The organism is Microbacterium sp. LjRoot205 (assembly GCF_056175745.1).
This window is the reverse complement of sequence record NZ_JBGFFH010000002.1, coordinates 341,145-365,214: the sequence shown is the minus strand read 5'-3', so window position 1 is coordinate 365,214 and position 24,070 is coordinate 341,145. Positions and strand designations below refer to the sequence as shown.

Sequence of the window (24,070 nt, the reverse complement as noted above, 5' to 3'; positions counted from 1 at the left end):
GGTGACGGGTTCCTCTTCGCGCGGCATGGACAAGTCGGCCACGCTCACCTGGCTGCGCCGGATCTCCGGCGACATCGCCTCGGTGACGATCAAGCGCCTCGAGGACACCCTCCCGTGGTACGCCGACATGCCACCAGCCCGCCGCTCTGCGGTCGGGCTGGTGGCTCAGGCGGGCATCACGTCGTTCATCCAGTGGTATGAGGATCCGACGTCGACGCCATGGATCGCCGCTGACATCTTCGCGGCCGCACCCAGAGAGCTGCTGCGCAGCGTCAGCCTGCAGCAGACTCTGCAGCTCATCCGAGTCACCGTCGAGGTGACCGAAGAGCGCGTCGCCGGAAGAGGCGCAGATCTCCGAGAGGCGATCCTGCTCTACTCCCGCGACGTGGCCTTCGCCGCGGCCGACGTCTACGCCAGAGCCGCCGAGGCCCGCGGTCTGTGGGATGCCAGACTCGAGGCCCTCGTCGTCGACTCCATCCTCACCGGTGAAGCGGACGAAGAGCTGCCGAGTCGGATCGCTGCCTTGGGCTGGCACGGTCACGGAGAGGTCGCGGTGCTGGTCGGCACGACTCCGCCGCAGTTCGACGTCGACCTCGTGCGTCGCACAGCGCGAAAGCTCGCTGTCGACGTGCTCATCGGAGTGCAGGGATCCCGACTCGTGCTCGTGATCGGCCGCGCTCGCATCGCCGGCCAGGAGCCTGCCGAAGGCGAAGAGGAAGAACTCGGCTTCGAAGAGATCGCGACGCGACTCGAGCCCTCGTTCGGCCCCGGTTACGTCGTGCTCGGGCCTGCGGTCGCCGCGCTCGTCGACGCGAGCCAGAGTGCACGGGCGGCCCTCGCCGGGTTCGCCGTGGCGCGCGCATGGCGCAGCGCTCCCCGTCCGGTCGACGCAGACGACCTCCTTCCCGAACGGGCGCTCGCGGGCGATCCACTCGCCAAGCAGACGCTGATCGAACGCATCTATCGCCCTCTGCAGGCGCACTCCACCGATCTCGTGACGACGCTCTGGAGTTACCTCGACAACGGCCGCTCGCTCGAGGCGACCGCCCGAGAGCTGTTCGTGCACCCGAACACCGTGCGCTACCGCCTGAAGCGCGTCAGCGAGGTCATCGGCTGGGACGCCACGGGTCCGCGCGAGGCTCTGATCCTGCAGACCGCGCTCATCCTCGGTTCGATCGGCGCCGCAGAGCAGGTCCGACGCAGGGCTCCCCTGCGTCGTCCGTCGCGCTGATCGGCGATCTGAGCCCCATCAGCTGTACGCCACACACAAGGGTTTTCTCGAATCTTGTGATGGATCATCCACCACTGATGGCGGATCGTTGGCAGACTGGGGTTGTGATTGTCGTCGTATGCCCTGGACAGGGCTCGCAGACCCCCGGTTTCCTCTCCCCCTGGCTCGAGCTCGACGGTGTGGCAGACAGCCTCGCCGCGTACTCCGAGGCGGCGGAGGTCGATCTCCAGCAGCACGGCACGGTGTCGGATGCCGACACGATCCGCGACACGCGCATCGCCCAGCCTCTGATCGTCGCCGCATCCCTGATCGCGGCGAACGCGCTCACGGCGCGTGGCGGTCGCCCCGCCGACGGTGTCGCCGGGCACTCGGTCGGCGAGATCGCCGCGCTCGTGGGCAGCGGTGTCATCGACGCCCAGACCGGCATGCGCCTGGTGGGCATCCGCGGCCGCGCCATGGCTGACGCGGCGGCACAGACCCCCACCGGCATGAGCGCCGTGCTGGGCGGCGATGAAGAGGCGATCCTCACGCGTCTCACCGAGCTCGGGCTCTCACCCGCCAATTACAACGGCGGCGGACAGCTCGTGGTCGCCGGCGAGCTCGCAGGACTCGACGCCCTTGCCTCCGAGCCCGTCAAGGGGACCCGCGTCATCCCGCTGCAGGTGGCCGGCGCATTCCACACGTCATACATGGCCTCAGCCGTCGCCGCTCTGCGCGATGCGGTCGCGACGGTCACCCCGTCCGACCCGCAGATCACCCTCTGGTCGAACCGCGATGGATCCGTCGTCGCCGATGGCGCACAGGCCCTGAGCCACCTCGTCGACCAGGTGTCGTCACCGGTGCGTTGGGACCTCTGCATGGCGTCGTTCGCCGATCACGGCATCACCGGCCTGATCGAGCTCGCGCCCGCCGGCGCGCTGACCGGTCTCGCCAAGCGCGGTCTGCGCGGAGTCCCCTCCGTGGCCGTGAAGACCCCCGATGATCTCGATGCGGCCGTCGCGCTGCTGAACGGAGAAGCCGCATGAGCCCCATCCTGAACCAGGTCACCGGTCCCGCCTTCACGCGGATCTACTCCTTCGGTGCTGCCCGTGGCGAGAACGCCGTGCCGAACGACGACCTGATCGGCCCCATCGACTCGAGCGACGAGTGGATCCGCCAGCGCACCGGCATCGTGACCCGCGTGCGCGCCGACAAGGGCACGGATGCGATCGACCTCGCCGCGATCGCCGGCGCGGAGGCCATCGAGAAGTCCGGCGTTCCCGCCGACCAGATCGACCTCGTGATCGTCGCCACCATCAGCAACCCGAAGCAGTCGCCGTCGGTCTCGGCGATCGTGGCCGACCGTGTGGGTGCGAACCCGGCTGCCGCCTACGACGTCAACGCGGCCTGCGCCGGCTACGCCTACGCGATCACTCAGGCCGACGCGCTCATCAAGTCGGGCGCCGCACGCTACGCGCTCGTGATCGGCACGGAGAAGCTCTCCGACGTCGTCGACCCTGCCGACCGGAGCATCTCGTTCCTGCTCGGCGACGGCGCGGGCGCTGCACTCATCGGTCCGAGCGACACGCCGGGCATCGCCCCCGCAGTGTGGGGTTCGGACGGCTCCAAGGCCGATGCGGTCGGCATGAACGCGACCCTGACCGAGTTCCGTGACGGCGAGGTGCCGTGGCCGACCCTGCGCCAGGAGGGCCAGACGGTCTTCCGCTGGGCCGTGTGGGAGATGGCGAAGGTCGCCCGCGAGGCGCTCGACAAGGCCGGCGTCGAACCGACCGACATCGCCGCGTTCATCCCGCATCAGGCCAACATGCGCATCATCGACGAGTTCGCCAAGCAGCTGAAGCTGCCGGAGTCGACCGTGATCGCGCGCGACATCGAGACCACCGGCAACACGTCGGCAGCCTCGATCCCCCTCGCCAGCCACCGGCTGATGGCCGAGCATCCCGAGCTCTCGGGTGGGCTCGCGCTGCAGATCGGCTTCGGCGCCGGACTCGTGTTCGCCGCCCAGGTCGTCGTCCTCCCCTGAGAACGCGCCGACTTTCCCTAGACTGTTCCACGGTTCCGAATACAAACCCGTAAGAAAGAGGAAGACCACATGGCTTTCACCAACGATGAGGTCCTCGCAGGCCTCGCAGAGCTCATCACCGACGAGACCGGCATCAACGCATCCGAGGTCGCCCTCGAGAAGTCGTTCACCGACGACCTCGACATCGACTCGATCTCGATGATGACGATCGTCGTCAACGCCGAGGAGAAGTTCGGCGTCACCATCCCCGACGACGAGGTCAAGAACCTCAAGACCGTCGGCGACGCTGTCAACTTCATCGTCGCAGGCCAGGAGTAATCCTCGAAGGATGCCACCCCCGCGCTGCCGGGGCGTGGCATCCTCCGCCTTGCCCGCTCTCTGCTCGACCCGCCTGACAAGGAACCACACATGACCAAGCGCATCGTCGTCACCGGCATCGGCGCCACGTCCGCCATCGGCGGGACAGCACCCGAGAACTGGACGAACCTGCTCGCAGGCCAGTCCGGCACCCGCACCCTCGAGCACGACTGGGTGCAGCAGTACGAACTTCCGGTCACCTTCGCCGCCGAGGCGATCGTCCGCCCCGAAGAGGTCCTGCCCCGCCACGAGGCGAAGCGGCTCGACCCCTCCTCGCAGTTCGCGCTCATCGCGGCACGCGAGGCCTGGGCGGATGCCGGTTCTCCCGAGGTCGCTCCCGAGCGTCTCGGAGTCGACTTCGCCACCGGCATCGGCGGCCTGTGGACCCTGCTCGACGCGTGGGACACCCTGCGCGAGAAGGGCCCCCGCCGCGTGATGCCGCTGACCGTTCCGATGCTCATGCCGAACGCGGCGGCCGGCAACCTGTCGCTGCAGTTCCAGGCTCGTGCCTACGCGCAGACAGTCGTCAGCGCCTGCGCCTCGAGCACCGAGTCGATCATCCACGCCTTCCACCACCTGCAGGACGGTCTCGCCGACGTCGTGATCGCCGGTGGCACCGAATCGGCCATCCACCCGATCACGATGGCGTCGTTCGCGTCCGCGCAGGCTCTGTCCCGCCGCAATGACGACCCGGCCACGGCCTCGCGTCCCGGCGCGATCGACCGCGACGGCTTCGTGATGGGCGAGGGCGCAGCCGCGCTCATCCTCGAGACCGAGGAGCACGCCAAGGCACGCGCCGCCAAGATCTACGGCTACGTTCTAGGGGGTGGCGTCACCGCTGATGCGTACCACATCACGGGCAACGACCCCGAGGGCACCGGCGCCGCACGGGCCGTCACGCAGGCGCTCGACGAGGCCGGCATCACCGCCGACCAGGTCGCGCACATCAACGCGCACGCGACGTCCACCCCCGTGGGCGACCCCAACGAGTACGTCGCGCTCAAGAAGGTCTTCGGCGAGCGGATCGATGAGATCCCCGTCTCGGCCACCAAGGCGTCGACCGGGCACCTGCTCGGCGGCACGGGAGCCCTCGAGGCGATCTTCGCGCTGCTCGCGCTCCGCGACCGCGTCGCCCCGCCGACCATCAACATGACCGAACCCGATCCGGCTGTGCCGTTCAAGCTCTCGGGCGAGGCGCAGCCTCTCGGCGACGGCCAGCTCTTCGCGATCAGCAACTCGTTCGGCTTCGGTGGCCACAACGCCGTCGCCGTCTTCGCGAGCGCCGACTGACCTGCAGCGCTGACGAAGAGCGGCCCCCGGGTATCCCGGGGGCCGCTCTCGTGTCTGCAGGTCTAGTGGGCGGTCGCCCGCGCGAGCTGACGGGATCTCGCCGCACGGATGCGAGTGGTCCACGGAAGGAACCAGCCGATGAGCGGTCCCACGCCGAAGGCGAAGAGCACCGTGCCCACGCCGACCGGACCACCGAGCAGGAAGCCGATCAGCAGCACGCCGCCCTCGATCAGGGTGCGCACGAGCCACACCGGCCACCCGGTGCGACCCACGAGCCCCGTCATCAGGCCGTCCCGCGGGCCGGGACCGAAGTCCGCCGCGATGTAGAGCCCGGTGGCGAAGGCGAGCAGCAACAGTCCCGCCACGAACATCGGTGCCCCGACCCAGATCGATGTCGGTGCGGGAATGACGGCGAGAGCCAGATCCGCGCTCGGCCCGACGAGCAGGGCATTGAGCAGGGTGCCCAGCCCGACGCGCTGCCGCAGGGGGATCCACAGGAGCAGCACGAGCACCGAGACCAGCACGGTGACGACGCCGTATCCGATCCCCGTCTGCCCCGAGACGCCGAGAGCGAGGACGTCCCACGGAGCGACGCCGATGCCTCCGCGCACCATCAGACCGAGGGCGACGCCGTAGAGGAACAACCCCACGAGCAGCTGCACGATGCGCTCGACGACGTCGCGTCGACTGGTGGCGCTGATCGGGAGGAGAACGGAACGAAGCTGCATCTCTCCATGCTGGCCCACCCATCCGTCTGGTTCACGAGACCACTCGGCGAGAAGTGGCCTGCTTTCTTCAGTCCACTTTGCGGCATCATGGACTCATGACCTCACGGCTCGTCCAGCAGCTCGGTGCCCACAACGTCGCCGGCGCCACAGCCAAGGCCCTCGCGGAGCACATCCGCGCATTGATCCTCGACGGTCGACTCACCGTGGGCGAGCGGCTGCCGAGCGAGCGATCGCTCGCGATCGAGCTGCGGCGGTCGCGTTCCACCACGACCCGTGTCTACGACCTCCTCGAGCGCGACGGCTACGTCTCTCGTCTGCACGGGGGCGGCACTCGCGTCACTCTGCCGCACACCGCGGCCCCGGCCGGCGGCGCAGCAGACGAGTCGGCCATCGACCTGTCGATCGCGTCGATGGATTCGACGCCTGGGCTGTACGACGCGACAGTGCGGTCACTCCCTCGGCTCGCTGCCATGCGCGGCACCAGCGGCTATTCACTGCAAGGGCTCCCCGAGCTGCGGGAGGCTGTCGCGCAGCGCTTCATCGAGCGCGGAGTGCCGACCGATGCGGACGAGATCATGATCACGTCCGGCGCGCTCAACGCGTTCAATCTGGTGCTCGCCTCGATCGGCCGGCGGGGCGAGCGCGCGCTCGTCGAGCAGCCCACCTTCCCGCATGCGCTCGAGGCGCTCCACCGCCACGGGTACCGGCTGCTGCCGACGCCGGTCGATGTCACAGGATGGGACGAGGGCCATCTCACCGACACCCTGCTGCGCGGACGCCCCCACCTCGCGTACCTGATCCCCGACTTCCACAATCCCACGGGGGCCACGCTCTCCGACGCCGAGCGGACACGCATCGCGGCCACGGCACGGAGCGTCGGCACACACCTGATCGTCGATGAGACGACCGCCGAGCTCGACATCGATCGCGACTGGACCCCGCTTCCCTTCTCCGCCTTCAGCCCGCTTGTGATCACCGTCGGCTCGATGTCGAAGATCGCCTGGGGAGGCATGCGCATAGGCTGGATCCGGGCGGACCGCTCGGTCATGACCCGTCTGCTCGCCACCCGTCCCTCGTTCGAGCTCGGCACCGCGCTGCTCGAACAGTGCATCGCCGTCGAGCTGCTGCAGGAGATGCCGGCGCTCACCGCGCATGTCGCGACACGCCTGTATGCCGGCCGCGAAGCCGTGGCGGCAGGACTCGGCTCCTTCGAGACCATCTCCATGCCACCCACGAGAGGCGGACTCTCCGCCTGGCTCGACCTCGGCGCCCCCGTGTCGACCGCCCTGTCGCTGGCCGCGCGTGCTCACGGACTGATCCTTCCGCCGGGGCCGCGGTTCTCGACGGGCGGCGTGCTCGAGAGGCGCCTGCGCATTCCGATCACCCTGCCGCCTGAGCGCACCGCCGAGGCGATGGGGCGACTGAGACTCGCGTGGGAGGACGTCATGACGGGGGGCCGCGCGGCCGGGGCCGAGATGCCACGCTCGGCCGTGATCTGACAGACGAAGACCCCGTCCCGGATGTTCGGGACGGGGTCTTCGTCATCTGTGGAACGGGGATTCGCCTTCTCAGCGTCCGGGATCGCTCACCGGCATCCGATACTCGCGCCTTCCCGTTCCAGGTCTGTGGGTCCGCCTAGCCGACCTTGTGCAGCCACACCACGCGGGCGTCGTCGCTCGCGTGACGGAACGGCTCCAGCTCCTCGTCCCAGGCGGAGCCGAGCGCGATGTCGAGCTCACGCTGCAGCTCGGTCGCGCTGCCTGCGGCGATCTCCATCGCATAGCGGATGCGGTCCTCGCCCACGACGATGTTTCCCGCGGCATCCGTCTGCGCATAGTGGATGCCGAGGTCGGGCGTGTGCAGCCAGCGTCCGCCGTCGCTGCGGGGTGTGGGATCCTCGGTGACCTCGAAACGGAGATGCTCCCACCCGCGGATCGCGGTTGCAAGAGCGGCACCCGTGCCGACCGGGCCGTCCCAGTAGAACTCGGCGCGTCGAGCGCCGTCGAGCACCGGCTGGTCGCTCCAGTCGAAGTTCACTGCGCGACCGATAGCGCGACCGACCGCCCATTCCAGGTGCGGGCAGAGCGCGCGAGGTGCAGAGTGGATGAACACCACTCCGCGTGCGTAAGCCGTCGCCATGATCTCTCCGTTTCATCAGGTGCGTCTTCCCCAACGACCTGAAACAACGAGAACTGGCGTGAATATGCGGTTGTGGGCCTATTCTCGCCCAGACCAGGCGAAATCACAAGCATGTGATTCACACGACGAAGGCCCCGGTCGCGCGGGACCGGGGCCTTCAGACCGCGAACGGCCGTTGATCAGACGAGGATCACGCCTCGCTCATGGCCTGCTTGACCTGCTGTCCCTTTGCGGCGTAGTACGCGGCGCGTGCGGCGTCGCGGCGGGCCTGCTCGGCGTATCCGGCCTCGAGAACCTCCTGCGGGACCTCGACGTTAGGCACGTCCTGCGTGCCGTGGTACTTCTCGATGTAGGCGTCGAGCTCGGGGCCGGACGTCCACGACGTGATGAGGCAGTAGCGCGGCTCCGTGCCCACGTGGGTCGCGGCGTGCCACAGACGCTGCGTGTCGACGATGAGCTGAGCGCCCGCCGGCAGAGCGATGCGGTACTCGATGCTCGGGTCGGTGCGGTTCTCGCGCAGGACGAAGAAGCTGTCCTTGTCGTCGCTGAGGTTGAAGAACCCGCGGACGACCCAGCCGGTGCCGTCGGGGTTCAGACGGTTGTTGTCGTCCTGGTGGAGGTTGTAGAGGCACTCGCCGTACGGAGTCGGCTGCAGCTCGATGACGCGGCAGCGACCGACGTTGGCACCGGGCTCCTGCGCGCGACGCGTGAGGTTGGGGGCCTTGGCGGTCTGCGAGTCGATCCAGACGCCATCCTTGTCGGTGCGCGGCGGCTTGTGGTTCCAGAAGCCGTTGCACTCGATTTCGCCCTTGGCGCTGGCGAGAGGGGCGAAGCGGGTGTCACCCGACGACTTCCAGTCGTTGTACTCGATGTCGAGCCACTCCTTGGGGTCGAGCTCCTGGTTGTAGCTGTCGAGAACGACGAAGCCCTTGTCTTCGAGCGCAGCGGACTTGATGTATCCCATGATCTGAACCAGATCCTTTCATCGGGGGCCAGCACGTTTTAACAGGCCCTGATAAGGCAAGCCTAACAGGGCACTTCTGGAGCGCCGCCGAGGGCCGCCGTGAATAAGCGAATAGACTGAATCGGGCGCCTGGCGACTCCTCGGCGCACGGCGTTACGGGAGGACGAGACACCAGCATGAGCACTGCGACCAACGTCGAGGCGACAGCTGTCAACACGATCGAGTGGCTCGCAGAGGACTCCACGACCATCGTCGTGCCGGTGTACCAGCGTCAGTACAGGTGGGACATCGGCGGCTGCGAGCAGCTGCTCTCCGACGTCCGGGCCGTCGCCCGCGAAGACTCGTCGCACCGTCACTTCATCGGGTCGATCCTCTCGGCCGCCGACGACAGCGACGCCGACACCGACCTCGTGCTGATCGACGGCCAGCAGCGCATCACGACGCTGATGCTGCTGGTCGCAGCGCTCCGACATGCGGTTCAGGACTCCGATCCCCTGCTCGCCGCCGACCTCGACCGGGTGCTCGTGCGCCCGGACGACCCCGATCGCACCAAGCTGCGCCCTCACGACGCGTGGGCCGAGCTGTACGAATCCGTGGTGCTGGAGCGCGATGTCCAGGCAGAGCGCGAATCGCGGTTCGATGACAACTACGCGTTCTTCCGCAGCCAGGTGCACGCCGACGAGGCGCCGCAGATCTGGGCGGGGCTGAAGAAGCTCGAGCACGTCTCGATCACCCTCGGCGCCGACGCGAACGCGCAGCAGATCTTCGAGAGCCTGAACTCCACCGGCGAGCCGCTGCGCGATCACGAGCTCATCCACAACTACATGCTGATGGGGTTGACCCACGCCGAGCAGCTCGACGTCGAGGCGCGGTTCTGGCTCCCGATCGAGCAGCACACCGGTGAGACCATCGGCGCGTTCTGGCGGCACTACCTCGTGATGACGACGGGGCGCGAGGTGGCGGCCAACGGCGAGCACGGTGTCTACAGCGCGTTCCGACAGTCCTTCCCCCGCGTCGACCTCGATCACCTGCAGGCGGATGCCGAGGTCTGGCGCCACTACGCCGAGATCTACGGCATCCTGCTCGACCCGTCTCTCGAGCGCGACCCCGAGATCGCTCGGCAGCTGCGATACGTGAACACCTTCGGCCGCGCAGCCTATCCGCTGGTCCTCAGCGTCTACAGCGATCACAGCCGCGGGCTCATCGGCCGCGACGAGCTCGTCGAGACGCTCGAGTGGATCCAGGCGATGTATCTGCGGCGCACGCTCGTGAACCTGCCCAACGAGCGACTCGTGGCCCGCCTCTGCCGAGCGCGCGCGAACGGAAGAGAGGCACTGGCTCGAGCGTTCGCCCGGATCACGCCGTCGGACGAGCGCGTCAGCGCCGTGCTGAAGTACAGCGAGCTGCCGCATCCGGCCTATGTCCTCGGGCGGCTCGAGGGAGTCGACGACCCTGACGAGTTCGATGTGGAGCACATCGTGCCCACAGTCCCCAGCGACAGCTGGTCGGGCGACGGCCAGCGTCCGTGGATCGACTACTCGGACGACGAGCGCAACGCGCATCGCGCGCTGGCCCCGACACTCGGCAATCTCACTCTGCTCGAGCAGTCCCTCGCTGAGCGGGTCTTCGGAGAGTCGTACTCCGTGAAACGGGGCGCGGCGTATGCTCGCAGCTCCGTCCCCGAGACCAGTGCACTCGCTGCCACGGAGACGTGGGGAACGGCGGCCATCTCTCAGCGCACGATCCGGCTCACCTCCGATCTGCTGAGGATCTGGGCCCGCCCCGCACTGCCCGAGATCGACGACGACGGGCTCACTCCCATCCTCGATGCGGTGCGTCGGCGCGGGTGGCCGGCCGGGTGGGAGCGCGAGTTCGAGTATGTCGAGTACCGCGGAGAGCGCTGGGAGGTCTTCGACGTCAAACACCTCTTCAACCGCGTCTTCCGTCGCGCGTGGACGGACACCCGCGATGCCGCCGTGTCGTACTGCGCCGCCCACGGCGGCCCGATCTACGACTCGATGGCCTGGAAGGGGCAGTGGGATCAGCTGGACGATACCCACCACCTCTACATGGGCTGGGATTCGAACTACATGATGAACGCAGTGCAGGGCGCGCTCGACGAGGCGGACATCGCCTCGGAGGTCTTCGTCAAGTACTCCTACATCGGGAATGTGATGTGACATGACGACAACCATCCGCCGCCTCCTCGACCTGACAGTCGAAGAGCACACACTGACCGTCCCGCTCGTGTGGGGAGATCCGACAGACACCCGCACGATCGACATCTTCGCGCGGGTCGTCACACGAGAAGGAGGCGAACGCCTCCCCTATCTGGTCTTCCTGCAGGGCGGGCCGGGCCACGAGGCCCCTCGACCGTTCCACTCGTCGACGTCCCCCGCCTGGCTCGACGAGGCCCTCGCGCACTATCGGGTCGTGATGCTCGACCAGCGAGGCACCGGGCTCTCGACGCCGGTCGGCGATGCCGATCTCGAGCGCGGCTCCGCTGCGGTCGCCGAGTACCTCACGCATCTGCGCGCCGATGCGATCGTCCGCGACTGCGAGGCGATGCGCGAGCACCTCAGCGCGGAGACGTGGAGCGTGCTCGGCCAGTCCTTCGGGGGATTCACGACCCTGGCCTACCTGTCCACCGATTCGGACTCGCTCGCCGATGTCTTCATCACCGGCGGACTCAGCACCGTCGACCGGCACCCCGACGAGGTCTACGCGCTCTGCTACGACAAGATGCGCGCCGCCTCCGAGCGGTATTACCGCCGGTTCCCCGAGCACCGAGACGTCATGCGCCGCTTGGTCGATCAGGCCGCGGCAGGCGAGATCGTGCTTCCCGACGGCGAAGTGGTCTCGCCGTCACGGCTGCGCTCCGTGGGCTCGGCGCTCGGCACGAATGACGGGTGGCAGACCGTATGGTCGCTGCTCGAGCGCGATCCCGCGTCGAACGCGTTCCGCCATGATCTGATGCACGCCATGCCGTACGGCGGCCGCAACCCGCTCTACTTCGCGTTCCACGAATCGAGCTACGCGAGCGGGCACGCCACACGCTGGTCGGCGGAACGCACAGAGCCGCAGGACTTCCGCGACGACGTCACACTGTTCACGGGCGAGCACATCCGCCGCGAGTGGACCGAGACCGTGCCCGCCTTCCAGCCGTGGCGAGACGTCACGCTCGCGCTGGCGGACTTCGAGTGGCCCCGGATCTACAACGAGGTCGCCATCGCCGCCTCCGGTGCGACGGGCGCTGCCGCCGTCTATGTGAACGACGTCTATGTCCCGATGGAGTTCTCACTCGAGACCGCACGCCTGCTGCCCGGCGTCGAGCTCTGGGTGACCAGTGAGCACGAGCACAACGGCGTGCGCTCCGGCCCTGTGCTGACGCACCTCATCGACCTCGCGCACGGACGACGCATCCGCTGAGCATCTCCGCCGGAATCCTCCTGCAGACGGATGCCGAGGCGGCGGCGGCCGAATAGCCTGGTCTCATGGCCGACGCACTCGGGATGCTGCTCACGATCGCGATCCTCCTCGTCGTGGTGATCGCGATCGTCGTGGTGATCGTCGCGGTCTACGCGAAGGCGCCGCTCGAGAAGAAGTACGAGAGCGCAGGCGGCGGACTGGGCGGTTCGTTCGACGCGATCTGGATGCCATCGGCACACGAGGCCGGGATGGAGCGCGATCGCCAGACGAAGCGCACCGCACCGGCGCCCGCTCCCGGCGACCCGCCCGGCAGGATCGACGGGGAACGCATCATCATCGACATCTGACCCCGCGATCCACCGGGATGAGACGACGAAGGCCCCGTGTTCCGAGGAACACGGGGCCTTCGAACGCGGTGATCGTTACTTGCTCGATCCGCCGAAGCCCTTGAAGCGCTGGTTGAACTTCTCGACGCGGCCGGCCGAGTCCATGATGCGCTGCTTGCCCGTGTAGAACGGGTGCGATGCCGACGAGATCTCGACGTCGATGACGGGGTACTCGACGCCGTCGAGCTCGATCGTCTTGTCGCTGGAGACAGTCGAACGGGTGAGGAACGTCTCGCCCGAGCCGAGGTCGCGGAACACGACTGCCTTGTACACGGGGTGAATGTCAGTCTTCATGGGATTCCTTAGTTGCTGCCCTGGATTGTGCCAGGGACGAGGGAAGTCTGCGGTGCAGAGAGCACCAAGGATCGATTCTATCAGATCCGCGTCAGGATGCCGCGCGGGCCGCGTAGCGGCCCTCGTCGCTGCTCAGAACGATCGGCATTCCGAACGTCTCGGTCAGCGTATCGGCGGTCAGGGTCTCGGCGATGGGTCCGGCTGCCACGATGCGCCCCTCGCGCATGAGCAGCACGTGCGTGAAACCGACCGGGATCTCCTCGACGTGATGCGTGACCATCAGCATCGCGGGTGTCGTCGGCGACGAGGCATAGCCGCTCAGGAGCGCGAGCAGCTCCTCGCGCGAACCGAGGTCGAGCGAGGCCGTCGGCTCGTCGAGCAGCAGCAGCTCGGGGTCGGTCATCACGGCCCGGGCGATCTGGACGCGCTTCTGCTCGCCGTCGCTCAGGGTTCCGAACGTGCGATCAGCCAGGTGGTCGAGACGCCAGTCGCCGAGCACCCGCAGCGCGCGGCGCTCGTCGATGTCCTCGTAGTTCTCGTTCCAGCGCCCCAGAACGGAGTACGCCGCCGTGAGCACCGTGTTCAGGACGGTCTCGTCGCGCGGCACGCGCTTCGCCATCGCCGACGAGGCGAAGCCGATGCGGGGGCGCAGTTCGAACACGTCGGTTCGACCGAGGGTCTCCCCCAGCACGGTGACGGCTCCGGAGGTCGGGTGCATCAGCGTGTCCGCCAGCTGGAGCAGTGTGGTCTTGCCGGCGCCGTTGGGTCCGAGGATCACCCACCGCTGATCATCGTCGACCTGCCAGGTCACGTGATCGATGATGTCGCGCCCCTCGCGGCGCACGACGACGTCGGTGAATTCCAAGGCGATCGACATGCCTCCAGCCTATCGGCTCAGGCGGTCAGCTCCGCGTAGAGCGCGCGCGTGGTGTCGGCGATCGCATCCCAGCTGAACTCGTCGCGCGCGCGCTCCCGACCGGCCGCGCCGTAGGCGCGAGCCTGCTCCGGATCGGACGTCACCTCGGTGAGCACGCTCGCGAGGTCGGCGACATAGCGCTCGGGGTCGACCGGCGTCCCTGTGCCGTCCTGCAGCTGCTCGATCGGCACGAGACGCCCTGTCACGCCGTCGTCGACGACCTCGGGGATGCCCCCGGTGGCCGTGCCGACGACAGCGGCACCGCACGCCATGGCCTCGAGGTTCACGATCCCCAGCGGTTCATACACCGACGGGCATACGAAGGTCGTGGCCGCTGTGAGGATCGCCGAGAGCTCGTCGCGCGGCAGCATCCGATCGATCCAGATGACGCCCTCGCGGGTCTGCTGGAGAAGCCGCACGCCCTCCTGCACCTCCGCCATGATCTCGGGGGTGTCGGGTGCGCCGGCGCAGAGGATCAGCTGAACCTCCGGCGGCAGCAGACGAGCGGCCTGCAGGAGGTACGGCAGACCCTTCTGACGGGTGATCCGACCGACGAAGACGACAGACGGTCGAGTCGGGTCCATGCCCACCGACTCGAGGAACGCGGGGTTCTGCACCGGACGCCACCGCTCGACGTCGATGCCGTTGTGGATCACACGCACCCGGGCGGGGTCGACGGAGGGATAGCTGCGCAGGATGTCTTCGCGCATGCCGGCGCTGACCGCGATCACCGCCGCAGCGTTCTCGTAGGCGAGCTTCTCGATGCCGCTCGACACCGCGTATCCCCCGCCGAGCTGCTCCGCCTTCCAGGGGCGCAGCGGCTCGAGACTGTGGGCGGTGAGCACGTGAGGGATGCCGTGCAGCTGCGAGGCGAGGTGTCCGGCGAAGTTCGCGTACCAGGTGTGGCTGTGCACGAGGTCGGCGTCGGAGATGGCCGCCACGATCTCGAGATCGGTCCCGAGCGTCTGCAGAGCGGCATTGGCCGAGGCCAACTCCGACGGGGCCTGATAGGAGAAAGTACCCGCCTCATCTCGGGGGGAACCGAAGGCACGAACCTGTACATCGATATTCTGCCGCAGGGCCGTGACGAGCTCTGCGACGTGCACACCGGCACCTCCGTAAATCTCCGGCGGGTATTCCTTCGTGATCATCTCGACGCGCATGTCTAGACGGTAGTGACTCACTTGTCCAGATGCTAGTTAGCCGAGCCGAATCACATCTATTGTGGGTGCATGTCCGCACCAAAGAAGATCTTCGGCATCATCCTCGCCGGCGGCGAGGGAAAGCGTCTCATGCCCCTCACGGGCGACCGAGCAAAACCTGCAGTGCCTTTCGGCGGACAGTATCGCTTGATCGATTTCGCGATATCGAACCTCATCAACTCGGGTCTGCGACAGATCGTCGTCCTCACGCAGTACAAGTCGCACAGCCTCGACCGTCACATCTCGCAGACCTGGCGCATGTCGGCGCTGCTCGACTCGTACGTCACCTCCGTGCCCGCGCAGCAGCGTCTCGGAAAGCGCTGGTTCTCCGGCTCGGCCGACGCGATCCTGCAGAGCCTCAACCTCATCAACGACGAGAAGCCCGACATCGTCGTGGTGATCGGTGCCGACCACGTCTATCGCATGGACTTCCGGCAGATGCTCGACGCGCACATCGAGTCGGGCGCGAAGGCCACCGTCGCCGGCATCCGCCAGCCGCTCGCGATGGCGTCTCAGTTCGGTGTGATCGACGCCGACACCGAGTCGGGCCGCATCAAGCAGTTCCTCGAGAAGCCGACCGACATCGCAGGGCTCGAGGACTCCCCTCACGAGGTGCTCGCCTCGATGGGCAACTACATCTTCGACGCCGACGCGCTGATCGCCGCGGTCGAGGCAGACGGCGAGTCCCCCACCTCCGGTCATGACATGGGCGGCGACATCGTGCCGTACTTCGTCGATCGAGGCGAGGCCGGCTACTACGACATGAAGCGCAACGACGTCCCGGGGTCCTCCCCGCGCGACCGCTCCTACTGGCGTGACGTGGGCACCATCGACTCCTTCTTCGACGCGCACATGGACCTGATCTCCACGCTGCCGATCTTCAACCTCTACAACATGGAGTGGCCCATCCACTCGCAGGCCGTGAACTCGCCGCCCGCGAAGTTCGTGCGAGACTCCGTCGGGCGTATCGGCAACGCGATCGACTCGATCGTGTCCCTCGGATCCGTGCTCTCGGGCACGCATCTCGAGCGCAGCGTCGTCGGCCCGTGGACTCTCGCCGGCGGCGGTTCGACCATCACCGATTCGGTCGTCTTCGACGGAGTGAGAGTAGGCGCCGGTTCCCGGGTGCATCGAGCCATCCTCGACAAGAACGTCGTGCTCGCCGACGGCGCGACCGTCGGCGTCGACCGCGAACGCGATCTCGCGCGAGGCTTCACCGTGACCGAATCCGGCATCACTGTGGTGGGCAAGGGGCTCTTCATCGATCGCTGAGGATGTCGGCCGAAGACCGCCGTGCACCGACCCGCGCCTTGCGGTCGATAGGCTCAGAGGCGTGACTGCCGCTCGATTCCTCGTCGTCCTCGATGCCGATTCCACCCTCATCCGCAATGAGGTGATCGAACTGATCGCCGACGAGGTGGGGCGCGGCGCCGAGGTGCAGGCAGCCACCGAAGCCGCGATGCGCGGCGAGATCGACTTCGCCACGAGCCTGCGCTCACGCGTCGCAGCTCTCGAAGGCGTTCCTGTCTCGGGTTTCGCTCGAGTGCTCGCCCGGATCGAGCCGACTCCGGGCGTGCGTGAGCTCACTGCCGCCGTGCATCAGCGCGGGGGTGTCGTCGGGGTCGTGTCGGGCGGATTCCACGAGATCCTCGACGATGTCGCACCGGAGCTCGGTGTCGACCGTTGGCGCGCCAATCGACTCGAGGTGGTCGACGGTGCTCTGGCGGGTCGGGTCGACGGCGAGATCGTCGATGCCGCTGTGAAGGCCGCCTCGCTGCTGGAGTGGGCGGACGAGCTCGGAGTGCCCCGCCACGCCACGATCGCCATCGGCGACGGAGCCAATGACCTGCAGATGATGGCGGTCGCGGGACTCGGACTGGCGTTCAACGCGAAGCCCGCCGTGCGCGAGGCTGCGAGCCTCGTCATCGGACCGCAGGATCTCTCCGAGGTCATCGCGCTGCTGCCCTAGCGGATGTCCTATGCCCCGTCTACCCTCGGGCGCATGGACATCATCCTCATCCCCGGTCTCTGGCTCGACGCGTCCAGCTGGAGCGAAGTGACCACCGATCTCGAACGCGCAGGGCACACCGTGCATCCGCTGACCATGCCGGGCGTGGGCCTCCCGGCCGCCGAGTCCGCTGACATCGGCATCGCCGACTGGGTCGACGCCGCTGTCGCCGCCGTGGACGCCGTCGCCGCGCCCGTGGTCGTCGTCGGTCACAGCGGCGGTGGCAACGTCGCCTGGGGCGTGGCCGATGCGCGGCCCGACCGCGTCTCGCGGGTGATATTCGTCGACACCGTACCGCCGCCGTCCGGATTCGGCATCAGCGAGTTCGAGATCGTGGACGGCGTCGTCCCGTTCCCCGGATGGGAGTTCTTCCCTGCGGAAGACGTCGACGACCTCGACGAGGCGACCCGTGCGCGCACCGCGCCGCTCACGCACAGCGTGCCAGCGCGCGTGCCCACCGATGAGATCGAGCTCGGCCCCGGTGCGCGGCACCGGGTGCCGGTGACGCTGCTCATGGGAGGTCTCGACCAGGAGACTCTCGAGTCCGAGCTCGAGCAGTGGGGGCCGTATGCCGAAGAGTTCCGTGCGATCGACGATGCCGAGGTCGTGCGCATCGGCTCAGGTCACTGGCCTCAGTTCTCGGTACCGAACAGACTCGCCGCGCTGCTCGATGCGGCGATCACCCGCCGATGACGGTACGTCGTCGGTGGAGTGTCAGTGCCCCATGCCGAGGCCGCCGTCGACGGGGATGACAGCACCCGAGATGTACCCGGCGTCATCGCCTGCAAGCCACGTGACGACGCCTGCCACCTCATCGGGCGTCGCGAATCGCCCGGCCGGGATGTTCGCCTTGTACTGCTTCTGAGTCTCTTCGGGAAGCTCAGCGGTCATGTCGGTCTCGATGAATCCGGGGGCGACGACGTTCGCGGTGATACCGCGTCCGCCGAGCTCCCGCGTGAGAGAACGTGCGAAGCCGACGAGCGCGCTCTTCGAGGCCGAATAGTTCACCTGCCCGGCCGAGCCATAGAGGCCCACGACGCTGGAGATGAGGATGACTCGGCCGAATCGAGCCCGCAGCATGCCTTTCGATGCCCGCTTCACGACGCGGAAGGTGCCTCCGAGGTTCGTCGCGACCACGCTGTCGAAGTCGTCCTCACTCATCCGCAGCAGCAGGGTGTCCTTCGTGATGCCGGCATTCGCCACGACGACTTCGACGGGTCCGAGCTGCTGCTCGACCTCGGTGAAGGCCGCGTCGAGCGCAGCGGCATCCGTGACGTCTGCACGCACCGTGAGAGTGCCTTCGGGGCCTTCGCCGCTGCGAGCCGTGACGGCGACGCGGTAGCCGTCCCTGACGAATCGTTCGGCGATCGCGCGGCCGATGCCGCGGTTTCCACCGGTGACGAGGACGACGCGAGAACTCATTTCCACTCCTGATCTGGCCGGTGCGGGTACGGCGGCCGGGTCGTCATCGATCCTACCGATGATGCTGTGACTCGTTCGGGTCGACGTTTGACAGAACAGCCGCGTGGCTGGAACGCTGAACCCGACGAAAGGCATCACCGTGAGCGACAACAGCATCCCGACCTCGGCGGACGGACAGCAGCCGACTCCCCCGGCGGCGCCTCTCGCACCGGCTCCGCCGGCTCCCGCGGCGCCCTCGGCGCAGCAGTACCAGGCGTATCCCGGTGCGGCGCCGTCGGTCGCTCCTTCGCAGGGCTACGCGACCCCGTCGCCGCAGCCGCCGCAGTATGCCCCACAGCAGCCCTACGGCTCTGCGGTGGCTCAGCCGTACGCCGCCGCCCAGCCGCCGTACTACGGGGCGGCGTCCGCACCGGGTCAGCCCGGTGCCGGATATCCGAACTACGGCGCGGTGCCCTACCCCGCTCCTCGCCCCGCCAGCGGACTCGCGATCACCTCGCTGATCTGCGGAATCGCGGGCGTCGTCCTCTTCTGGGCGGTGGTGCCGCTGCTCGCGTCGATCGTGGCCGTCATCACCGGCCACATGGCGCTTCGACAGACGAAGGAGAACCCGGCGATCGGCGGCCGCGGCATGGCCTTCGCGGGCCTCATCATGGGGTACATCATGGTCGCGGTCCTGGTCGTCGGCATCGTCATGACGGTGATCGGCTTCCTCTTCTTCGGCGCCTTCACGCTGCCGTTCCTCTTCTCCGCCTAGCGGCAGACGGGCGAGCCGCGGAGCCCGCGGCGGCGTAGGCTGGACTCATCGTGAAGAGCAAGCCCCTGGTCCCTGCTGTCACCTCGCTTCCGCAGTCGCCGAAAGACGAGGCTGACCACCGCGTGCGCCGATACGCGCTCACGATGACCATCCGCATCGTCTGCTTCGCCCTGATGATGTTCGTGCAGCCCTACGGCTGGTACACCTGGGTGTTCGCGCTGGCCGCCGCGGTGCTCCCGTACATCGCCGTCGTCTTCGCGAACGCGGGCAGCGACAGCACGGAGACGACGGCAGAGTCCCCGGTGCAGCAGTTGGAGGCCCCGGCCGCGACTCCGACGCTCCCGGTCGACGAGACCCCAGCTCCAGGCATCATCACCATCCACGAGAGCCGCCAGGATCGCGAGTGAGTGGATTGGAGTGCTCGCGCGCCGGATGCCGGAGCGCGGCGACCATGCAGGTGGTGTGGCGCAATCCGCGTATCCACGCGGCCGACCGTGAGAAGATCTGGCTCGCGTGCGATGAGCACGTCGGCTTCCTCCGTGACTACCTGGCGGCCAGGGACTTCCCCGTGACAGTGAGAGATGGTGTGCCCTCGTGAGTGCCCGGATGGGTAGATGGACCGTATACGTGCTGATCGCGATCGGATTCGCGATCGCCTGCGCGTTCCTGTCGAACTGGCAGTTCGAGCGCAATGAGACGCGATCTGAGCAGATCGAGCTCGTGGAGAGGAACTACGACGCCGATCCCGTCCCTCTCGCCGATCTCATCGGCGAAGACGGAGTGCTCGATCCCGGTGACGTGTGGCATCCCGTGGTGCTGAACGGCGAGTACGTCGCCGGTGATCAGCTGCTGGTGCGCAACCGCCCGCACGGCGGCACGAGCGCGTTCGAGGTCCTGGTGCCGTTCCGCGACGTCGACGGCCGTGTGTTCATCGTCGATCGCGGGTGGGTGCCGCCGGGCGACGGCGACTCCCCGGATTCCGTTCCGGCTCCTCCGACCGGAGAGGTCGAGGTCATCGTGCGCCTGCGCCCGGGTGAGCAGCTCCCGGCCTCGGGGCGAGGTGCTCCCGATGGGCAGGTGCCGACGATCAACCTCCCCTCGATCGCCGAGCTGGTCGACGGAGACGTCATCACGAGCGCGTACGGCCAGATCGTCAGCGAGACTCCACCCGGCGACGGGACCCTCGGCGGCTTCGACTCCCCCACCGACGACCCGGGACCGCACCTGTCCTACGCGATCCAGTGGATCCTGTTCGCGCTGATGGGCTTCGTCTTCATCGGGTACATCATCCGGACCGAGATCGTGAAGCACCGTGAAGAGGTCGAGGGAATGCCCGCACCGGTGAAGACGACTCGGCGGCGCGACAAGGACGCCGACGTCGAGGACGAGCTGCTCGACGCCCGCTGACTCGCGTCAGTCCCAGGCCGTCACCTCGCCGATGACGGCGGTCTTGGGGTACGCACCTGCGGGCCCGCCGATCTCGAAGAGGTCGATCATCAGGACCATGGGATAGTCCGGTGCCTGAGCGAAGCGGCGCACCACCCGCCCCTCACATCCGATGATCGTCTCGCCATCGCCCCAGATCACGGTCCAGGTGTGCGGCCTCCGGGCATCGAACGGGAGGGTCACCTCGACCATGTCGGTCGTCAACCTCGTGTCGTGGTGCGACTTGATGCCCGTTCGTACCCGCGTCGTGCTCCCGACAGCTGAGGCGTCGATCTCGAAGATGCAGATCTCGCCGGCGTCCGTCTCGGAGAGGTGTTCGGTACCGACGAGCCACGCCGCGAGCATGCATCCTTCGTCGGTGCCCGCGGCAACGGTGAGGTCGATCCGCCCGCGACAGGGTGTGAAGAGCAGTCGCGGCGGCGTATGCGTCTCGACCACGAGTCCGTCGTCGCGGTGGCGATGCGTGCCGGCGGTCGATCCGACCGGACCGGAGTATGTCGCCGTCTGCAGATTCGAGACCCGCAGCGGCGCGTCGTCCGGGCGCCAGTCGAGCTGATCGTGCTCGATCCGGAGTTGCAGTCCGCCCTCGACGAAAGCGAATCGCGCTGCGGAGCGCTCGGGCACCGTCCAGTGCGGCAGGTAGTGCGGAACCCACTTCTCCGCATCGAGCCCCCGAGTGAAGTCATCCGTGAAAGCCGGCGGTGATGACGGACGCGGCGGCAGGAGCTCGGCCACGGATCAATCCCGCCATGGCATCGGCTTCTCGGGGAGGCGAGAGCTGTCGTCGGGGAGATGCGGAAGTTGTTCTCCTCCGGCTCGAATGCAGAGCCAACGCAGTTCTCCCGGACTGTCGGACCGAGCGCGCCAGGTACGCGCGACGCCCTGTCCCACGCGGATCACCGTTCCCGGGCCCACCTCCACGACCTCGTCGTCGAGTCCCATCTGCCCGCGCCCGTCGAGAAACACGTAGAGCTCCTCGACCTGCGAATGGACATGCCAGTAGCCGGCTTCCTCCCCCGGTTCGAGGGCGTTCGCGGTGAGGCCGATGTACTGCATCGTCAGCTCATGATCGACGACTCGACGGCCGTCGCGCGAGCGCGCCTGGTCGAACCCGCCATGATGTGCGCGCCACTCGTCGAGAGCACCGATCTCGATCACCTGGTATCCGCTCATGCCCTTCGCCCTTCCGACCTCTGATCTGCCGGGCGGCCCATGATCGAGCGGCTCCATCCGTCGTCGACAGCGTCGAAGACCACCCGCGTGTGACGGCGGTCTCTCGATCCCTGCCAGAACTCGACCCGAGTGGGGACGATCCGCCACAGCACCCAGTCGCCGTCGGCGACCTCCGCCCGCGCGGCCGGGGAGCGCGCCGCGAGATCAGCGGCGCTCTCCTCGGCAGTCGCCTCTTCCACACGGCCGCGCACCCGCACCGCGCGCACCTGCGGCTGCCACCAGAAGTTCAGAGCCGCGCCCGGCGAGGCAGCCAGCTGCGCGCCCTTGCGGGACGACCTCGTGCTGGCGAACGCCCAGCCTCGCTCATCGATCCGCTTCAGGATGAGGGTGCGAGCGTCGGGCAGTCCGTCGGCATCCACGGTCGCGAGGGTCACCGTGTGCGGCTCAGCCACCCCGGCCTCAGCCGCTTCGCGCAGCCACGTGGCGAACAGCGCGCTCGGGTCGTCAGGAAGTGCGCTGAGATCCCAGTCAGGGGCTCGCCCGGTGAGAGCGTGCCGACCCTTCAGCCACTCGTTGAGCTGGGCGGTGTCGAAGTCATGTTCGTCGTACGTCACGCTCTCGACTATGCCACGAGGGGCGAAGGATCAGGCGAGCTCGATGAGGTCCTGGTACTCCTGGCTCCAGAGGTCTTCGACGCCGTCGGGGAGGATCAGAACGCGCTCGGGGTTGAGCGACTGCACCGCACCCGGGTCGTGCGAGACGAGCACGACTGCTCCCTCGTAGTGCGCGAGCGCGCCGAGGATCTCCTCGCGCGATGCAGGGTCGAGGTTGTTGGTGGGCTCGTCGAGCAGCAGCAGGTTCGCGGACGAGACCACGAGCGTCGCCAGCGAGAGACGCGTCTTCTCTCCGCCGGAGAGCACCCCGGCGGGCTTGAGCACATCATCTCCGGTGAACAGGAACGAGCCGAGCACTCTGCGCGCTTCCATCTCGGTGATGTGCGGAGCAGCCGACACCATGTTCTCGAGCACCGAACGATTCACATCGAGGTTCTCGTGCTCCTGCGCGTAGTACCCGACCTTGAGACCGTGTCCGGGCTCGAGCTGACCGGTGTCGGGCTGGTCGACGCCCGCGAGCATGCGCAGCAGCGTCGTCTTTCCTGCACCGTTGAGTCCGAGCACGACGACCTTGGATCCGCGGTCGATCGCGAGGTCGACGTCGGTGAAGATCTCGAGTGAGCCATAGGACTTCGAGAGTCCGGTCGCCATCATCGGGGTCTTGCCGCACGGTGCGGGCTTCGGGAAGCGCAGCTTGGCGACGCGTTCTTCCTGGCGGACGTCATCGAGTCCGGCGAGCAGCTTGTCGGCACGCGCGATCATCTGATGAGCGGCGGCGGCCTTCGACGCCTTCGCCCCGAAGCGGGCCGCCTGCAGCTGCAGGGTCGTGGCCTTCTTCTCGGCGTTGGCGCGCTCCTTCTTGCGGCGCTCCTCGTCGGCCACCCGCTGACGCAGGTAGTTCTTCCAGTTCATGTTGTAGGTGTCGATGATCTGGCGGTTCGCGTCGAGGTAGAACACCCGGTTGACGGTCTCGCCGACGAGCTCGACGTCGTGACTGATCACGATCAGCCCGCCCTTGTAGTTCTTGAGGAACTCGCGCAGCCACACGACGCTGTCGGCGTCGAGGTGGTTGGTCGGCTCATCGAGGATCATCGTCTCCGCGTCGGAGAAGAGGATGCGGGCCAGCTCGATACGACGGCGCTGACCACCGGACAGCGTCGAGAGCGGCTGGTCGAGGATGCGGTCGGGCAGCGACAGGTTGTTCGCGATGGAGGCTGCCTCAGCCTCGGCCGCGTACCCGCCCTGACCTTCGAACTCCTCGGTGAGTCGCGCGTAGCGCTTCATCGCCTTGTCGGCGACCGCGGGGTCGTCCGACCCCATCGCGAGTGCGGCTTCGCTCATCCCGAGGTTGAGCTGGCCGAGTCCGCGGGCGTCGAGGATGCGCGTGCGGGCGAGGTCTTCGGGGTTGCCCGATCGGGGATCCTGCGGCAGGTAGCCGAGCTGGCCCGAGCGGGTCACGCTTCCGCCCGACGGCAGAACGTCACCGGCGAGCACCTTGGTGAGCGTGGTCTTGCCTGCACCGTTGCGGCCGACGAGACCGATCTTGTCTCCGTCGCTCACGCGGAACGACACGTTCTCCATCAGGAGGCGTGCGCCCACGCGGATCTCGAGTTCGTGCACGGCAAGCACAGCGGGATGTCCGTTCGTTCAAGGGGATTCAGGCCGAGGGGCCAAACTCCCAGTATAGATCGCCC

Annotated in this window: 27 protein-coding genes; 16 read left to right on the top strand and 11 right to left on the bottom strand. The window is 67.7% G+C overall.

Annotation, left to right across the window (positions count from 1 at the left end; genetic code table 11):
• Positions 1–25: 25 nt before the first annotated feature.
• The 5 genes from AC04ME_RS07575 to AC04ME_RS07555 all read left to right on the top strand — a co-directional run bounded on the left by AC04ME_RS07575 (position 26) and on the right by AC04ME_RS07555 (position 4,901).
• Positions 26–1,231 (top strand): PucR family transcriptional regulator, encoded by a 1,206-nt coding sequence (locus tag AC04ME_RS07575; RefSeq protein ID WP_056377454.1) that lies wholly within the window; start codon positions 26–28, stop codon positions 1,229–1,231.
• Between the two features lie 104 nt (positions 1,232–1,335).
• Positions 1,336–2,256 carry an ACP S-malonyltransferase gene (locus AC04ME_RS07570; RefSeq protein ID WP_475434364.1) on the top strand — a complete coding sequence of 307 codons (921 nt, stop codon included), beginning with the start codon at positions 1,336–1,338 and terminating at the stop codon, positions 2,254–2,256.
• Entirely contained in the window at positions 2,253–3,254 is a 1,002-nt protein-coding gene (locus AC04ME_RS07565; protein ID WP_042537516.1) for a beta-ketoacyl-ACP synthase III, read from the top strand. The genes AC04ME_RS07570 and AC04ME_RS07565 overlap by 4 nt, the downstream gene beginning before the upstream one ends.
• Positions 3,255–3,323: 69 nt before the next feature.
• Positions 3,324–3,572: an acyl carrier protein gene (locus tag AC04ME_RS07560; RefSeq protein ID WP_017202249.1), complete on the top strand. Its 249-nt coding sequence runs from the start codon at positions 3,324–3,326 to the stop codon at positions 3,570–3,572.
• Positions 3,573–3,662: 90 nt separating this feature from the next.
• On the top strand, positions 3,663–4,901 hold the full coding sequence (locus AC04ME_RS07555; RefSeq protein WP_475434361.1) for a beta-ketoacyl-[acyl-carrier-protein] synthase family protein: 1,239 nt from the start codon (positions 3,663–3,665) through the stop codon (positions 4,899–4,901).
• 62 nt (positions 4,902–4,963) lie between these two features.
• Here AC04ME_RS07555 and yczE read toward each other — a convergent pair whose 3' ends face one another.
• The gene (yczE, locus tag AC04ME_RS07550) at positions 4,964–5,629 is read right to left on the bottom strand and encodes a membrane protein YczE (protein WP_042537522.1); all 666 of its coding nucleotides are present in this window, start codon (positions 5,627–5,629) and stop codon (positions 4,964–4,966) included.
• 95 nt (positions 5,630–5,724) lie between these two features.
• Between yczE and yczR the strand changes: the two genes are divergently transcribed.
• The gene (gene yczR / locus AC04ME_RS07545) at positions 5,725–7,128 is read left to right on the top strand and encodes a MocR-like transcription factor YczR (RefSeq protein WP_042537524.1); all 1,404 of its coding nucleotides are present in this window, start codon (positions 5,725–5,727) and stop codon (positions 7,126–7,128) included.
• A 136-nt stretch (positions 7,129–7,264) separates the two neighbouring features.
• Here yczR and AC04ME_RS07540 read toward each other — a convergent pair whose 3' ends face one another.
• Positions 7,265–7,768, bottom strand: coding sequence for a DUF3145 domain-containing protein (locus tag AC04ME_RS07540; protein ID WP_042537526.1), 504 nt, complete (start codon positions 7,766–7,768; stop codon positions 7,265–7,267).
• 190 nt (positions 7,769–7,958) lie between these two features.
• On the bottom strand, positions 7,959–8,732 hold the full coding sequence (locus AC04ME_RS07535; protein WP_042537528.1) for a hypothetical protein: 774 nt from the start codon (positions 8,730–8,732) through the stop codon (positions 7,959–7,961).
• 176 nt (positions 8,733–8,908) lie between these two features.
• Between AC04ME_RS07535 and AC04ME_RS07530 the strand changes: the two genes are divergently transcribed.
• From AC04ME_RS07530 to AC04ME_RS07520, 3 genes are all read left to right on the top strand, one after another.
• Entirely contained in the window at positions 8,909–10,912 is a 2,004-nt protein-coding gene (locus AC04ME_RS07530) for a GmrSD restriction endonuclease domain-containing protein (RefSeq protein ID WP_475434358.1), read from the top strand.
• 1 nt (position 10,913) lies between these two features.
• Positions 10,914–12,161, top strand: coding sequence for an alpha/beta fold hydrolase (locus tag AC04ME_RS07525; RefSeq protein ID WP_042537532.1), 1,248 nt, complete (start codon positions 10,914–10,916; stop codon positions 12,159–12,161).
• A gap of 65 nt (positions 12,162–12,226) precedes the next feature.
• Entirely contained in the window at positions 12,227–12,508 is a 282-nt protein-coding gene (locus AC04ME_RS07520; protein WP_042537534.1) for a hypothetical protein, read from the top strand.
• Between the two features lie 75 nt (positions 12,509–12,583).
• On the opposite strand, the gene AC04ME_RS07515 is transcribed toward AC04ME_RS07520, so the two are convergent.
• The 3 genes from AC04ME_RS07515 to glgA form a co-directional block, all read right to left on the bottom strand.
• Entirely contained in the window at positions 12,584–12,841 is a 258-nt protein-coding gene (locus AC04ME_RS07515) for a type B 50S ribosomal protein L31 (protein ID WP_042537536.1), read from the bottom strand.
• 91 nt (positions 12,842–12,932) lie between these two features.
• Positions 12,933–13,718, bottom strand: coding sequence for an ABC transporter ATP-binding protein (locus AC04ME_RS07510; RefSeq protein ID WP_042537538.1), 786 nt, complete (start codon positions 13,716–13,718; stop codon positions 12,933–12,935).
• Positions 13,719–13,735: 17 nt separating this feature from the next.
• Complete coding sequence (gene glgA, locus AC04ME_RS07505) at positions 13,736–14,920, bottom strand: glycogen synthase (RefSeq protein WP_042537541.1); 1,185 nt, start codon at positions 14,918–14,920, stop codon at positions 13,736–13,738.
• A gap of 69 nt (positions 14,921–14,989) precedes the next feature.
• Here glgA and glgC point away from each other — a divergent pair, with 69 nt between their 5' ends.
• From glgC to AC04ME_RS07490, 3 genes are all read left to right on the top strand, one after another.
• Entirely contained in the window at positions 14,990–16,231 is a 1,242-nt protein-coding gene (gene glgC / locus AC04ME_RS07500; RefSeq protein ID WP_042537543.1) for a glucose-1-phosphate adenylyltransferase, read from the top strand.
• 61 nt (positions 16,232–16,292) lie between these two features.
• Positions 16,293–16,928, top strand: coding sequence for a phosphoserine phosphatase SerB (gene serB, locus AC04ME_RS07495; protein WP_042537545.1), 636 nt, complete (start codon positions 16,293–16,295; stop codon positions 16,926–16,928).
• A 33-nt stretch (positions 16,929–16,961) separates the two neighbouring features.
• Positions 16,962–17,660 (top strand): alpha/beta fold hydrolase, encoded by a 699-nt coding sequence (locus AC04ME_RS07490; protein ID WP_042537547.1) that lies wholly within the window; start codon positions 16,962–16,964, stop codon positions 17,658–17,660.
• Positions 17,661–17,681: 21 nt separating this feature from the next.
• Here the strand turns inward: AC04ME_RS07490 and AC04ME_RS07485 are convergent, their stop codons facing one another.
• Positions 17,682–18,389 carry a beta-ketoacyl-ACP reductase gene (locus tag AC04ME_RS07485; protein WP_042537549.1) on the bottom strand — a complete coding sequence of 236 codons (708 nt, stop codon included), beginning with the start codon at positions 18,387–18,389 and terminating at the stop codon, positions 17,682–17,684.
• Positions 18,390–18,492: 103 nt separating this feature from the next.
• Here AC04ME_RS07485 and AC04ME_RS07480 point away from each other — a divergent pair, with 103 nt between their 5' ends.
• Genes AC04ME_RS07480 through AC04ME_RS07465 form a run of 4 tightly spaced genes read left to right on the top strand, consistent with a single transcriptional unit; the run spans position 18,493 to position 20,550 of the window.
• A complete protein-coding gene (locus tag AC04ME_RS07480) occupies positions 18,493–19,143 on the top strand; it encodes a DUF4190 domain-containing protein (protein WP_475434353.1) in 651 nt (216 codons plus the stop codon).
• A gap of 50 nt (positions 19,144–19,193) precedes the next feature.
• On the top strand, positions 19,194–19,550 hold the full coding sequence (locus tag AC04ME_RS07475; protein WP_079112931.1) for a DUF3099 domain-containing protein: 357 nt from the start codon (positions 19,194–19,196) through the stop codon (positions 19,548–19,550).
• Positions 19,547–19,741 carry a hypothetical protein gene (locus AC04ME_RS07470; RefSeq protein WP_475434351.1) on the top strand — a complete coding sequence of 65 codons (195 nt, stop codon included), beginning with the start codon at positions 19,547–19,549 and terminating at the stop codon, positions 19,739–19,741. The genes AC04ME_RS07475 and AC04ME_RS07470 overlap by 4 nt, the downstream gene beginning before the upstream one ends.
• Before the next feature lie 8 nt (positions 19,742–19,749).
• Positions 19,750–20,550, top strand: a complete 801-nt coding sequence (locus AC04ME_RS07465; protein ID WP_475434349.1) for an SURF1 family cytochrome oxidase biogenesis protein — start codon at positions 19,750–19,752, stop codon at positions 20,548–20,550.
• A gap of 6 nt (positions 20,551–20,556) precedes the next feature.
• Here the strand turns inward: AC04ME_RS07465 and AC04ME_RS07460 are convergent, their stop codons facing one another.
• The 4 genes from AC04ME_RS07460 to AC04ME_RS07445 are packed head-to-tail and all read right to left on the bottom strand — an operon-like array spanning position 20,557 to position 24,005.
• Positions 20,557–21,324 (bottom strand): LamG domain-containing protein, encoded by a 768-nt coding sequence (locus tag AC04ME_RS07460; RefSeq protein ID WP_475434347.1) that lies wholly within the window; start codon positions 21,322–21,324, stop codon positions 20,557–20,559.
• Between the two features lie 3 nt (positions 21,325–21,327).
• Positions 21,328–21,762: a cupin domain-containing protein gene (locus tag AC04ME_RS07455; RefSeq protein ID WP_309689098.1), complete on the bottom strand. Its 435-nt coding sequence runs from the start codon at positions 21,760–21,762 to the stop codon at positions 21,328–21,330.
• The gene (locus tag AC04ME_RS07450) at positions 21,759–22,376 is read right to left on the bottom strand and encodes a pyridoxine/pyridoxamine 5'-phosphate oxidase (protein ID WP_475434345.1); all 618 of its coding nucleotides are present in this window, start codon (positions 22,374–22,376) and stop codon (positions 21,759–21,761) included. Before AC04ME_RS07450 ends, AC04ME_RS07455 begins: the two co-directional genes overlap by 4 nt.
• A gap of 30 nt (positions 22,377–22,406) precedes the next feature.
• The gene (locus AC04ME_RS07445) at positions 22,407–24,005 is read right to left on the bottom strand and encodes an ABC-F family ATP-binding cassette domain-containing protein (RefSeq protein ID WP_042537558.1); all 1,599 of its coding nucleotides are present in this window, start codon (positions 24,003–24,005) and stop codon (positions 22,407–22,409) included.
• Positions 24,006–24,070: the final 65 nt, after the last annotated feature.